The sequence below is a fragment of the Candidatus Poribacteria bacterium genome (assembly GCA_009839745.1).
Lineage (GTDB): Bacteria > Poribacteria > WGA-4E > WGA-4E > WGA-3G > WGA-3G.
The window spans coordinates 14745-27842 of the sequence record VXPE01000084.1 but is presented as its reverse complement, the minus strand read 5'-3'; the positions used below and the strand labels follow the sequence as shown (position 1 = coordinate 27842).

12 protein-coding genes are annotated in these 13098 nt (G+C 48.6%); 7 read left to right on the top strand and 5 right to left on the bottom strand.

Features of this window, described 5'->3' with window-relative positions; genetic code table 11:
• Positions 1-50: 50 nt before the first annotated feature.
• The 7 genes from F4X88_13910 (at position 51) to F4X88_13880 (ending at position 5720) form a co-directional block, all read left to right on the top strand.
• Complete coding sequence (locus tag F4X88_13910; GenBank protein MYA57384.1) at positions 51-305, top strand: type II toxin-antitoxin system HicA family toxin; 255 nt, start codon at positions 51-53, stop codon at positions 303-305.
• Complete coding sequence (locus tag F4X88_13905; GenBank protein ID MYA57383.1) at positions 302-553, top strand: toxin-antitoxin system HicB family antitoxin; 252 nt, start codon at positions 302-304, stop codon at positions 551-553. The genes F4X88_13910 and F4X88_13905 overlap by 4 nt, the downstream gene beginning before the upstream one ends.
• Before the next feature lie 81 nt (positions 554-634).
• A complete protein-coding gene (locus F4X88_13900) occupies positions 635-2578 on the top strand; it encodes a hypothetical protein (protein MYA57382.1) in 1944 nt (647 codons plus the stop codon).
• A gap of 119 nt (positions 2579-2697) precedes the next feature.
• Positions 2698-2949, top strand: coding sequence for a toxin-antitoxin system HicB family antitoxin (locus F4X88_13895; protein MYA57381.1), 252 nt, complete (start codon positions 2698-2700; stop codon positions 2947-2949).
• Entirely contained in the window at positions 2852-3700 is an 849-nt protein-coding gene (locus F4X88_13890; GenBank protein ID MYA57380.1) for a glycosyltransferase, read from the top strand. Before F4X88_13895 ends, F4X88_13890 begins: the two co-directional genes overlap by 98 nt.
• 25 nt (positions 3701-3725) lie before the next feature.
• Positions 3726-4457 (top strand): SDR family oxidoreductase, encoded by a 732-nt coding sequence (locus F4X88_13885; protein ID MYA57379.1) that lies wholly within the window; start codon positions 3726-3728, stop codon positions 4455-4457.
• Positions 4458-4487: 30 nt separating this feature from the next.
• Positions 4488-5720 carry a phytanoyl-CoA dioxygenase family protein gene (locus tag F4X88_13880; protein MYA57378.1) on the top strand — a complete coding sequence of 411 codons (1233 nt, stop codon included), beginning with the start codon at positions 4488-4490 and terminating at the stop codon, positions 5718-5720.
• Here F4X88_13880 and F4X88_13875 read toward each other — a convergent pair.
• From F4X88_13875 to F4X88_13855, 5 genes are all read right to left on the bottom strand, one after another.
• Complete coding sequence (locus F4X88_13875; GenBank protein ID MYA57377.1) at positions 5715-6509, bottom strand: TIM barrel protein; 795 nt, start codon at positions 6507-6509, stop codon at positions 5715-5717. The two genes, F4X88_13880 and F4X88_13875, sit on opposite strands and share 6 nt — an antisense overlap.
• A 132-nt stretch (positions 6510-6641) precedes the next feature.
• Entirely contained in the window at positions 6642-7403 is a 762-nt protein-coding gene (locus F4X88_13870) for a sugar phosphate isomerase/epimerase (protein MYA57376.1), read from the bottom strand.
• 114 nt (positions 7404-7517) lie between these two features.
• Entirely contained in the window at positions 7518-11246 is a 3729-nt protein-coding gene (locus F4X88_13865; protein ID MYA57375.1) for an AAA family ATPase, read from the bottom strand.
• Positions 11247-11445: 199 nt separating this feature from the next.
• Positions 11446-12675 (bottom strand): exonuclease subunit SbcD, encoded by a 1230-nt coding sequence (gene sbcD, locus F4X88_13860; GenBank protein MYA57374.1) that lies wholly within the window; start codon positions 12673-12675, stop codon positions 11446-11448.
• Positions 12676-12867: 192 nt separating this feature from the next.
• Complete coding sequence (locus tag F4X88_13855; protein ID MYA57373.1) at positions 12868-13056, bottom strand: hypothetical protein; 189 nt, start codon at positions 13054-13056, stop codon at positions 12868-12870.
• Positions 13057-13098 lie beyond the last annotated feature (42 nt).

Below are 13098 nucleotides of genomic sequence, written 5' to 3'. Positions count from 1 at the left end.
AAACCTCGCCTACCGGGGGCAGAAGTGTAAACTTATTTTCAAAATCTACTATAAATAAAAAGCACCAAAAGACATTAGAGGCTATTTTTAGCACGCAAGTTCCGGCGACATTGCAATGGAGACGGATTGAAACTCTTTTTATGGCACTGGGTGCCACAAAAGAAGAAGGCAGAGGATCATCTGTGAACTTTAAATTGGAAGGGAGAACTGCCACCTTCCACCGACCTCATAACCGAAAAGAGGTAAACCGATATCAAGTACGCGATGCGCGAGATTTCTTAAAAGAGGTAGGAATAACACCATGAAAACAATGACACATAGAGGCTATACTGCAGAAATTATCTATAGTGATGAAGATGAATGTTTTGTTGGCCATGTTGTTAATATTGATGATATCGTTGGTTTTCACGGAGATACCGACGAAGAACTACGTGTCGCCTTTGAAGACGTAGTAGATCTCTACATCAAAGTCGAAAATCAACCGGAGAACCCTCCACAGAAGCACTTCGCATGGCGGTTTCTGTCGCGTCTACGCCAAGCATTCCATCTATAGAAATAACGTCGCCGTTTATGCTTGTGAGGATTAGCTCCGTTTCGGTCAAGGAAATTTTATCCATGCATGGAAGGTTGGTATGTGAAAAAGAGACGATATCAATCCCAAACCGGAACCGAATCAACTTCGCTCCTGCCGCCGCTCGCCATCGGTGTGGCTCTGATCCTTCTCAACGCATACTGGATCGCCTTCGTCAGCGGTATCCACCACTCCCTGAATCCCGCTTATGCCTCCCTGTTTATTACCCCAATCGTCAACCTCTTTTTTCTCCTGTTAATCAATACGCTGCTGAAGTGGATCCGCCCACAACTCGCTTTGAGCCGCGCCCAACTCCTCTTGGTCTACCAGATGCTGGTAATGCTGTGTGTCGTCTCCGGACACAACCCGATGGACTTCATTCTCGGCATCCTCGCGCATCCGTACTGGTTCGCTACTTTTGAAAACGAATACGCCACGCTTTTCCATCGGTATATCCCGCCGTGGTTCACGGTTCAAGATAAAGTGGCACTCACGGGTTTCTTTGAAGGGAACTCGACCCTCTACACACCGAGACACCTGTTCGCATGGATGGGGCCTGTGCTGCTTTGGTCGTTTGTCACATTCGTTCTCTTCTTTATTTTACTGTGTTTTAACAGCATCCAGCGGTTGCAATGGAGCGAACGGGAACGCCTGAGTTATCCGATCGCACAACTCCCTATAGAGATGACCACGCCACGCTTTTTTTCGAGAAGACTGCTGTGGCTTGGGTTTAGTATCTGTGCCGTGATAGAACTCCTCAACGGACTCCACTTTCTCTATCCGTTTGTGCCGGGTGTGCCACTTAAAATACCCGATTTCGGGGCGAAAATCTTTACCACGAAACCTTGGAACGCGATTGGATGGTTACCGCTCTTCTTTTATCCTTGGGTCATCGCATTGACGTTCTTTGTGCCATTGGAACTCTCGTTTTCGGTCTGGTTCTTTTTTCTGTTTACAAAATTTCAGTTGATCGTAGGGAGCATCGGGGGCTGGAAATCGCTGCAAGGGTTTCCTTATTACAATCAACAGGGCATCGGTGCCTGGTTGACGCTTGGGGTTCTCATCTTATGGACAAGCCGTAAGCACCTCAAAGCAGTGTTTACAACGGCTTTGAAGCCTCTTGGAAACACTGCGACACCCTCCAGTAATGAACCGTTTCAATACCGCACCGCACTCCTCGGCATCTGCGTAGGCACGACGATTCTCGTTATTATTTTTCAACAGGCGGGCATGTCCGTTGGAATTCTCCTCGCCTTCCTATGCCTCTATTTCCTCATGTCTATCGCTATAACATACGCGCGAGCGGCGGTCGGTGTGCCGTATCATGAAGTCATTTGGACGCATCCACCACTGATGATCGTCTCGGTTTTAGGCACACGACGGACGGGTGCTGCGAATTTGACGCTTTTCTCTTTCTTATATCCGTATGTTCGCGACAACGTCTCACACCCAATGCCGAGTCAGTTAGAAGGATTCAAAATCGCCGAACGCGCTCCGGTTTCCCAGAAAAAGATGGCGATCGCTATGATAGTCGCCCTGTTGGTTGCGATTCCTGCCTCTTTCTGGGCGTATTTGCACCTCATCTATCAACACGGCGCAGTGCGAACTGAGGGATATATTATTGGCATCGGTATTGAGACCTTTGAACGTATGCTACTCCCATGGTTACAACAATCACACGCTACAGATAGCACGGGATTGAGTTTCACTGCGTTCGCCTCCCTGTTCACGTTGGGATTGATGTTTCTGAGAAGACAGTTCATCTGGTTCCCTTTCCATCCGACGGGCTACGCACTCGGTTTATCCGCAGGAATGGTTTGGGTCTGGAGCGCGATCTGTGTGGGTTGGATCATCAAGGCGGTTCTCCTCAAATTCGGGGGGTTACGCATCTATCGAAAGGCTGCTCCATTCTTTGTTGGCGTGGTTCTGGGTGACTTTCTGATCGGAACCTTTTGGAGTTTAGTGGGCGCCATTTTCGGGATACCGGTATATCGGGTCTGGTATTAAGATCGTGGGTGAACTGGATTTTTTAAGTTGACCCCTCAACCGATATATGGTAAGGTTAAGGCGAAGTGGTATCAAATTAAGCGTGCACGTAATTTTCTGGAAAAGATAAAAATAACACCATGAAGACGATGACATATAGAGGGTATACAGCGGAAATTGTCTATAGTGATGAAGATGAACGATTTGTCGGGGATGTTATCGATATTGATGATATCATTTGTTTCCACGGTGATACTGATGAAGAACTCCGCGAAGCTTTTGAAGGCATAGTAGATCACTACATTGAATTCCGAGAGAAGCGCGAAAACTTACCGCAAAAACAGAACGCAGGGAGTTTCTGGGCGCGTCTACGTCAAGCACTTCATCTGTAAACGCAGCGTGTTAGTTCTATCCGATATAGGAACGGAGTCAGGAAAAGAAGGAGTTTTATTGGTGAAGATATGTATCATTGTTTTTGCTAAGAATCCGGTGCCGAACCAGGTCAAAACACGACTTATTCCAGCTTTCTCACCGGAACAAGCGGCGACAGTGTATACGGCGTTTCTCACAGATGGGTGTGATACACTCTCCAAACTTCCCGATGTAGACCGCATCATCGCCTATACACCGGCAGAGGCACACTCCGATTTACAAGTGCTTATCGGAGACGATGCCATTTACATCCCACAAATGGGGGCTGATCTCGGGGAACGGCTCGCCTCGGCAACACAGTGGGCAATTGAACAGGGATATACAAAGATGTTACTCGTCGGGTCCGACAGTCCGACGCTACCGATTGCTTATGTTTCAAAAGCATTCACACTGCTCGATTCACAGGACATCACCATCGGACCGAGCACAGATGGCGGCTATTATCTCATCGGCTTTTCGGCAACGAACATAGCAACGACCGTCCCATTTATTTTTGAGGAAATCGCATGGAGCACGGCAGATGTCTTTCAGCAAACAGTGGCACGTATCCGCTCGCTAAAGGGAACCTTAGGACTCTTACCACCGTGGTATGATATAGATACGGCTGCGGATTTGGCGTTCTTGCACGCTCACATCTCGGCGATGCGACTCGCAGGCGAAACAGTAGAAGCCGTCAGAACAGAATCACTATTGACAGAACTATTTTCATAAACAGTAAGGAAAAGGAGACTGAATTATGGGACAATTAGATGGAAAATTTGCGATTGTAACGGGTGGAAACCGAGGTATCGGAAGAGGGATTGCGAGAGGGCTTGCCGCTGAGGGGGCGACGCTCACAATCGCCGCAAGGGATGCGGATCTCCTTGAAGAAACCGCTAACGAATTTCGCGCAAACGGCACAAAAGTGTTGACTGTCCCGACCGATGTAACGGACGAGGCACAGATCAAAGCACTCTTTGAAAGGTCCATGGATGAATACGGGCGTTTGGATATCCTCGTAAATAACGCAGGGGCATTCAATGGGGGGCCCATCGGTGAACTCGCAACGGAGGATTGGGATTGGGTTATTAATGTTAATCTCCGTGCGCCGTTTATCTGCACACGCGAGGCATTCGCAATTATGAAAGCGCAAGGCGAAGGCGGACGTATCATCAATGTCGGGAGTATTTCTGCACATCGCGTCCGTCCCCGAACAGCACCTTACAGTGCGAGCAAATTCGGGATTTTTGGCTTGACACAGGTAACAGCACTTGAAGGTAGACCCTTTGGCATTACAGCGAGTTGCTTGCAACCCGGCAACACCTATGTAGAGCGGCATCAGAGCCGTCCACAGGCACCTATGGAACCGATGATGGACGTTGATGATCTCGCGCAAGCGGCTGTTCTCATGGCGACCCTTCCACCGAATATCAATATGCTGGAAGCAACTGTCCTGCCGATCGGTCAACTCTATGTCGGACGTGGGTAACTTTTCGCTCTTACAGGAAAGCCTTCACCGATGGAGACAATTATGCAAGTGAATCGGACCCAATTCATGGAAGAAGGGTATCTCGTTCTCCGAGAGGTGATTCCGCCGGAGGAACTGGACGCGCTTCGAGAAAGTTATGAATTAATGGTATCACGCCAGCGAGAGATATGGACGCGAGAACGCGGACCGAACGAACCACCGGGCGGCGTTTGGGAGAGTTCTCCACAACCGCGTTTACACCTCGGACGGGGTCCACTCGCAGGGCTTGTCGATGAAAAAACGGCAAGTGCTGTCGAAATTTGGGCACACGAAAACATGCAAGGGGTCAGCAGTGAATTGCTGGGTGAGGAGGATGCCGGGGTTACTGAGATGATGCTCATGTGCAGCCCCGTCAAAGACTGTGGACCCGCCGCATGGCATCGCGACCATCACCCTATTGATACTGCTCCATTACAAGGTTACATTGACGATATTGTGGAGACGGGACCGCGCTACCTTCAGTGGAATCTTTCACTCTACGACGATAACGTACTGTGGGTGCTACCGGGTAGTCATCTACGGGTGAATACGGAAGCAGAAAACGAGCTGCTGCTGGCAAATCCGAAAGTACCACTTCCCGGTGCTGTTCAGACGCATCTCAATGCCGGCGACGGTGTCGTTTACGTCTTACCGATCTTACACTGGGGAAGTAACTACAGTCGGAAGATGCGCCGCACGATTCACGGCGGGTTTGCAAACCATACGCATTATCAAGCGTTCGACTACATAGATTACCTCTCACCGGAAATCCGAGAGATGTTTGATCGGTGGAATGCGCGTAGCAATCAAATGCAAGGGTGGACTGAAAATGCGCTCCGAGCTGCTATAGAAAAGGATGCTACTGCCTACCACACAGCACTGGACAATCTGCACCCGGGTAGAGGTGAAAAGGGGAAGATGCTCTCAACCGTTTTTTTGTGTAAAGCCGCGTGCTTCGTGGCACTCGAACACGGCTATGAACTTCCAGAAATCCCAGATGACCTTCGGAATCGCGGCAAGGGTTTCCATGCGATTACCCTCAATTGGGGACCGCCCTTTGCCGCACTATTCACGAAAGAGGAAGCCGCTACATTATGGGAACGTTTTAAGCCGCTTGACGCACGCCTTAAAACCGACGAAGAACTGTATCTACCCGGTTTCCAGTCCGGTCCGATGCATTACTATTTCAATGAAATGCCTGATAATTTCGGTGTTGCGGATTTCATTGAAACGTGGGAACTATAGTGCCAAACCGAGCATCCCACTGAGATAGAAATAGGCTTCCTCGGTATAGCGTGGTAGATTCTCTGGATCTTCAACTTCCAACTCCAGCGTCAGATCGCCTTGGTAGCCGACCTCTTGGAGCGTTTCGATAATCTGCTTGAGCTTGAGCTCACCGCGCCCGATACCGACGGATACGGTGCCGAGATGGTCCTTGAGATGCACGGCATAGATACGGGAACCGAATTGACGAATCGCGGCAAGCGTATCGACACCTGACGAATGGAAATGTCCAGTATCTATGCAGACACCGACACGTTCGTCGGGAATAGCATCTAAAAGCGTTTGGAAATCCTCAGGTTGTTCAAGCACATTGCCGTGATGCGGTTCAAGCGTCAACTTGATTTGACTCTCTGCTGGCATGCGTTGCAATACCTCGCCGACACAGGCGGCGACTCTGTCCAAGGCACCGGCTTCTGTTCTACGCTGTGCCCCACTCGTTGTTAGATGTGTCGCACCGAGTCCTTCAGCGATTTCAACACATCTTGCGATGGCACCTGCGCGTGCGTCAACATCGGTGCTGTCCTGGCCACCCCAACCGGGCGGATAGAGACCCGCACATTTCATACCGGATGCGTCGATCTTTGCCTTCATATCGTCTATATCGAACGTGTGGGCAGCGTCAACACTCCAGATGAGGGGTCCATGAATTTCCATCAATCGGTAGCCGATCTGTGGTGCGTATTCCAACGTTGCGGCGACCTCATCTTCGGCGTAGCCGCGGTAACAGATAGAAGCACAGATAATGTCCATTTTTAATTATTCCTTTTTTAATTATTCCTTGCGGTTCGGTTAGATTAATTGGGCAATCTATTACGGGCGAGGTAACCTCGCCCCTACGGTTTCGTTGTTATTTGATGCGTGGAAAGTTGTCTCTAAGTCCGATTAGGATAAAGCGTTGTAGAGTTCTATATGCCGTTGCAGCACTGCATCTGAATCCGGTGGGTTAATCACCTCAATAGAGACAAACCCGTCGTATCCGTCCTGTGAGAGCAGTGTAAGCGAATCTTTCTCCGTGTCCGGTAAGGGACCCCTGTCGCCGAAGTTGACATGGGCATGCCGCACCTTGCCACGCAGATGCACATAAGCGACATTGACGGGTTCCCCGTGTCGAACATGATGCGCAGCGTGCCAATTCGCAAAGGTGTTCTGCGCTTCCGCTCGATGTAAAGTCTCCGTTACGTAACTCGCGATGAGATTGCCGTGTGTCTCCAAACAGAGCGCAACCCCCGCATCGCCCGCTAAGCCGTCGCACGCACGAATACCTTCCGCTTCCCAATCCAAAGTCTGAGATACCGCAACAGGGGTTTCTGGTACCCGATCCCCGAAAATCCGAATATTCTTGGCACCCATCGTTTCGGACAAGTCTATATACCGTTTGAGCAACTCCACCTGTTCGGCACGTTTTTGGGCGTCGGGATCTATGAATCGCACCCCGGTCGCAATGCAGGAGAGTTCAATACCGCTATCGGCAAAGCGGTGGCGCGCCTCCTGCAGCTGCTGCGGTGTGGAATCCAACTCTACGCCGTGTCCGTGATCCCACTCCACGCGAAGTTCTAAGTGTTTGTAATTGTAGTGTTTCGCTTTGTCAATGAGTTCCGCCAGTGTTAGTGGCGGACACACAGACGACATAAAACCAAATCGCATTTTTTAATTTTTCCTTGCGGAGCAACGGCGTGAGTTTGAATCGTTGATGTTCTTTTTTCTGGAGTCGCCTGCGCCGTTGTTGCAGGCTTGCGGTTTAGGAACATCAAAGATAGGTTAACCCCGAATGTCAACAGATGAACTACCGTTTCCGCGCTTGCTAACGTTGATCTTGACGGGCAAACGCCTTGTTAACTCCTGAATATGGCTGATGAGAAAGATACTTCGTCCCTGCATACGGAGTCCTTCCAGTGCAGCGATAGCAACGTCAAGTGTCTCGGTATCGAGCGTGCCGAATCCTTCGTCGAGAAACAGCGAATTGAGTTGCGCGCGTCCCCGACTCAGATCCGCAAGTGCGAGTGCCAAAGCGAGACTCGTCAGGAACGATTCCCCACCAGAGAGCGTTTCAACAGGACGTTCCTCGTTGGCGTTCCATCGGTCGATAACAGTCAAATCACCGATTCCTTCAACTTTAAGTTGGTACCGCTCAGAGGTGAGATAACGCAACTGGTCATTCGCTAAACTCCCCATTTGCCTGAACATAATCTCCAAAGCAAAATCGCGTAGGTCGTTTCTCGGAATTGTGTCCTGTAATCTTTTCCAACGGTTCAATTCCTGCTCAGCCTCACTGATTTCAGCCCCGAGTGCCTCACGTTTTTCAAGTGCGTCCTTCAAGTCGCCGATTTTCTGTTGTTGCGCACCAACTTCCTGCTGTGCGGCTTGGAGGTGCTCTCCAATTTCTTCTACTTGGACTTCAATTCGTCCCAATGCTTCTGGATCGAAGGGTGTTTCCTCAAACCGGGTTCGCAATTCGGTAATCACTAATTCAAGTCCCCGCTTTTCATCTTCGTGGGTGTCAATTTGGTTGGTTAAGTCTTGTATCTGGTCATCGTTTCGGAAAGCATTATCGTGTGCTTCAGGTGAGTCGAATCCCGCTTCATCTAACCTCTGAAAGTAAATATCGCGCGCAGTTTCAAGTTTTTTGGAGGATTCTTCATACTGTTTCTCGCAATGCCCATGGGTCGTCTGCTTTTGGGTGAGCAGATTTTGACTGTTCTGGAATTGCTGTTCAGCATCATCACGCGCTTTCTCTTTCGCCTTTAGTTCCGCTGCCAACTTATCCATAGCAGTGTTAATTTCATCTTCTGTTTCCAACCCACCCGTTTTATCACGGATGGCATTGAGATATGTTTCTCCCTCACGTCGGTATCCGTCTATCTCCTCTTGCAAATCCTGGCGATTATTGCGTAAAGTCTCAAGCCTGTTCTGATCGGCTTCAATGTTAGCGTTAAGCAGTTTAAGATCAGATTCTGCGCGATTTAACCCCGTTTGGCACGTTGCAACTTCCTCAATCTTCTCTTCAAACCGCTGCAGTGTCTGCTTCGGTGCAACCCCATGAAACATCTTCGGTAACAACTCCCAAAAATTACTCTCAGTAGATGCGATGTCCTCTTTCAAACCCTCAATCGTATCACTTAGATCGATCAACTCATTCCGAACCGCATTCAAGGAATCAGTTTCGCGCGCGAGGTCATTCTCAGAGGTTTCGAGCTGTTGGGATACCATTTCATAAGCGTGCGATGCTTTCGTCCGTGCCTGTTCTGCCGCTCCGATGGCTGCGATAGCAAGATCCGCCTTCTCCATCTGTTCATCTATCCAATCAGACGAAATGTCCATATCCGGATAAACCATCTCCCACTTCATAGAAAGCACATCTAACTCGTCTCGGCTCACCCCCCGTTCCACAGCAAGCGACTCCAACTTATCTGGGTCCAGATTCCACTCTATAGAAAGCGACCTCGCTTCGTCTTCGATCACGCCTGTTTTCTTCCACTCTTCCTCCATTTGACTGATAATGCTCTCCTTGCGCTGTTGAAGTTGAATCCCTTTCGTTCGCAAATCCTGCATCTGGTCCTGTGCGGCTTGTGCTGCAATTTTCGCGTTCTCTAACGCATTTTCAGCCTCTTGCACCCGTTCCTCACTTTCAGGTTCCACAACACCCGCCAAGGGATGTTCCGTAGCCCCACACACCGAGCACGGTTCTCCAGTATGAAGACGTTGTCGGAGTTGATTGATCGGGTTGGTCAACACAGCGGATCTTAATACCTCATCAGCGTGTTCAACCTCTTCTGCAGCATGCCGATACACCTTTGCTTGCTCTTGGAATCTTTCTTCGATTTTTAGCAATTCCGTATCCAGTGTTGATAAAGTATTGTTTAAGTCGTCCACCTGTTGTGAGATATTTTCCAAATCCTCTATCATCTGCTCATATTTCTGCACGACGGTGTGCGTCTGGGCTGCTTGTTGTTTCCAGTCAGTCCATTTTTCGCGGGTGGCGGTCGCCAAAAGTTTGTTTAAGTGTGTCTTGGCATCCTCTAACTTTGTCTCTGCCGATGCTTTTTCTGAGAGGCATTCTTCCTGGGTTTTAGATAATTTTTCAATTTCCTTTTTCAATGACGATGCCTTCTTTCCAACACTCGCTTTATTCGTCATCTCAGCTTCCAACTGCTTTTCGTTTGAAGTGAGTTTCGCCAGAAGACCAGTCGCCTGCGTAAGACGTTGCTGCCTATTTAATGGAAGCGGATTCTCTTCCAAAAAACGTTGGGCATCATCAATCTGTTCTTGCAACTCGGTTTGCTGCGTCTGTCTATCGGACAATTGGTCCTCGAGCGTGTCAATCTGCTCACTCAAATTCGCCAGAGTTGGTTCCCGTTTTTCTGCTTGGTCGAACTGGTTCTTCGCTTGACCAACCTCTAACTTCGCATCTGCGTAAAGTGGGATTTTCTGAGTATGTTCATCAGAGATAGTTCGATAGGCTTCCCCTTTTTCGTCATAAGCAGTCTGATCGGTTTTCACCTGCGCCGCTGCCTCGGTTTTCTCGGTTGTTGCTGTATGGCGTGCTTTCTCTGCATGTTCGAGATCGGATTTTGCCGTATCATACGCTTGTTTTTCAGGAAGAAGTCGTTGCGCACGCTTCGCGTTTTCGAGCGTCGTTTGAAGTGTATCAATTTCGGGTTGCTGAACAGTGAGTTCATTTTGACGATCTTTTGAAGATTGGAGTCTCTCAAAATCGGCTTTGCGTCCCTCTTCGCGCTGCTTTTCATCTTGGATGTGTTGGCTTTGCGTCCCGAATGCCTCGGCTTCCGTTTGTAAACTATCAAGTGCTGTCTCGGCTTCTGTGAGTTGCGCCTGAGAGGCTTCCGGAATTTTGTTCAATTTGTCAAGGACCTCTGCAGTCGTTGTCTCAACCGCACTCACCTTGTCATTTAACGCCTTTTTCAGTTCATCGTAGATACCGATTCCTGCAGTTGCCTCTAAAATCGTCCGTCGATCTTCGTCTTTTGCCTTCAAAAAGGCTGCAAACTCGCCTTGTGCCAGCATAACGGAACGCTTAAAAGCATCAAAATCGAGACCCAAGATCACCGCGACTTCTTCGCTCACTGTGTTTTGGCTGGAACCGAGAGATTTACCCTTCTTCGCCAATTTATCAGTGATTAATTTGTCAGTGTCTGCATAACGCAACTCTCCCTTCGGTGCCCCTCTTTGCGTAGCGGACCAAGTCGCCAGATAACGGGTATCGTTTGCAATAAAATGGACTTCAGCGAACCCTTCTTTTTCGCCATGACTGATGAGGTGTTTCGGATTTTGGCTGCCTTGTCCACTCAAGCGCGGCGTTTTCCCATACAGCGCGACGCAAATCGCGTCCAACAAGGTTGTTTTTCCTGCCCCTGTCGGACCGGTAATTGCCACGAGTGAGGCATCACTTAACAGCCCGCTCTCAAAATCAATTTCCTGTTCTCCTCGAAAACTATTCAGATTCTTAAGTTTCAATTTGCATATTTTCATTTTTTAATTTTACCTTGCGGAAAAATAACGCACGTCAGAACTATCAGCGACATCCCTTAAATCCGCCTGCGTGTTTTTGCTTGGGGTGTTTTTGCTTGGGTATTTCTGCGTATTGATAGGGTGTTTCTGCGTATTTCTGCGTATTTCTGCGCCGTTGTTGCAGGCTACGGGTTTTGATATTATCATAAAGAAAACCGCTTCACTGACTGCTGTCTGAAACCATCTGGAGCAATTCACTGAATGTCTGTGCTAAGGTTTCATCGGGGAGTTCACCCTCGAATTTCGCTTTGTAAAATTGCGCAAAGATTTTTTCGGGACGTTCCATTTCCTCAACAGAAATTACAGGTCCCTGTGTTGCCTCTGGTAACTCAAGTTCAACACTTAGAACATCACCGCCACGCTCACTAAAGGCTTGACGGATATCATCGCTAATGCCAACTTTTGGTGTATCCAATTTCAACTTGACCTGAATATATTTCTCATCCCACTCTCCTGTTATCGCTTCTGACAAAACCGAAACTTCATTACCCTCGACAGTACAAAGCTCCTTGAACACAGGAATCTCAATTTCCGCATCTTGTATCAGTGTGCCATCGCCAGATAATTCCAATAGATACACCTTTTTACGATAACCTACCTCGTTGAACCGTAGTGGAATCGGTGAGCCTGAATACCGGATCGGGTAATCGGTGTCCTTGATTGTCTGTGGTCTGTGGAGGTGTCCCAAAGCAACATAATTCACACCATCTGGAAAATCACTGGCATGGATAGCGGTTGCACCGCCGATTTGGATATTTCGTTCAGAATCCGTTACTTTTCCGCCTTGCACAAAGAGATGCCCCATCAGAATCTTAGGGAGTTCCGCTGGCATGCAAGAGACACAATCGGTATAGAACGATTTGAGTCGTTCCCGATACCGTTCGCTCTTTTCTATTTCCGTCTCATAAGAGACGTATGGAAGTTCTGTCTCGGACAGGTATGGAACAGGGGCAACCATGACGCGCGGGTTGTCGGGCGGAAACGGAAAGACACAGTCATCAGCCTCATCTGCGAGACCGACGACGTGAATTCTACCCATTTTGAGAAATTCGCGTGGGGCTTCCAAATGTCGCGCTGAATCGTGATTCCCGGCGGTAATCACTGTATAAGCACCCGTTTCATTGAAAAGACGGTAGAGGAACCGATAATAGAGGTTCGTTGCTTCTGCTGACGGAAGGGACGTATCAAAAATATCGCCGGAAACGAGGAGGAGATCGACCTTACGTTCCTGGATTGTTTCAAGGAGCCACTCCAAGAATTGTTCATGTTCATCAAGTCGGGAACGTTCGTGGAGCCGTTGACCGATGTGCCAATCGGCGGTGTGTATAATTTTCATAGCAGTCCGTGAATTACGCCAAGTCCTACGTTGAATATAGAGTAGGGGTATCATACCAAATTTCGGACTTATTTTCAAACAGATTCGTTATTTTACATTCAACTTGATGTAGAATAGGAATTTTGCTAAAATCACGGAAAATGTTTCGGAAACTTTCAAAAAATGGGTAGGGGCTCTCCACGCGCTTACGCCTTCTTCCAAAGTCTTTTGGCATCCATCCGTCCCAGTTTGACAGTCAACAACTACTTAAAAAAACTCTCGCTGTTCCCCACCGAAATGCCGTTCCGATTTCTGACTCGGACGAATCCGCCACTCCATCGGCAACCGAACGAACGTATTGATAACCTCTGGATTCTCGAAATACGCATCATCAATCTGCCAGAACTGGAGACGTGGGTAGCTCCGTCCGTTATCACCGAAATAAAGTTTGTTCATGGAAGGTGTTCTTGTTGAAGCTTACGAACCGGGAATAGGAAC

Coding starts and splice junctions, on each gene's coding strand:
- F4X88_13870 (MYA57376.1), bottom strand. CDS start 7,403: ATGCGATTTGGTTTTATGTCGTCTGTGTGTCCGCCACTAACACTGGCG.
- F4X88_13905 (MYA57383.1), top strand. CDS start 302: ATGAAAACAATGACACATAGAGGCTATACTGCAGAAATTATCTATAGT.
- sbcD (MYA57374.1), bottom strand. CDS start 12,675: ATGATACCCCTACTCTATATTCAACGTAGGACTTGGCGTAATTCACGG.
- F4X88_13895 (MYA57381.1), top strand. CDS start 2,698: ATGAAGACGATGACATATAGAGGGTATACAGCGGAAATTGTCTATAGT.
- F4X88_13865 (MYA57375.1), bottom strand. CDS start 11,246: ATGAAAATATGCAAATTGAAACTTAAGAATCTGAATAGTTTTCGAGGA.
- F4X88_13885 (MYA57379.1), top strand. CDS start 3,726: ATGGGACAATTAGATGGAAAATTTGCGATTGTAACGGGTGGAAACCGA.
- F4X88_13875 (MYA57377.1), bottom strand. CDS start 6,509: ATGGACATTATCTGTGCTTCTATCTGTTACCGCGGCTACGCCGAAGAT.
- F4X88_13880 (MYA57378.1), top strand. CDS start 4,488: ATGGAGACAATTATGCAAGTGAATCGGACCCAATTCATGGAAGAAGGG.
- F4X88_13855 (MYA57373.1), bottom strand. CDS start 13,056: ATGAACAAACTTTATTTCGGTGATAACGGACGGAGCTACCCACGTCTC.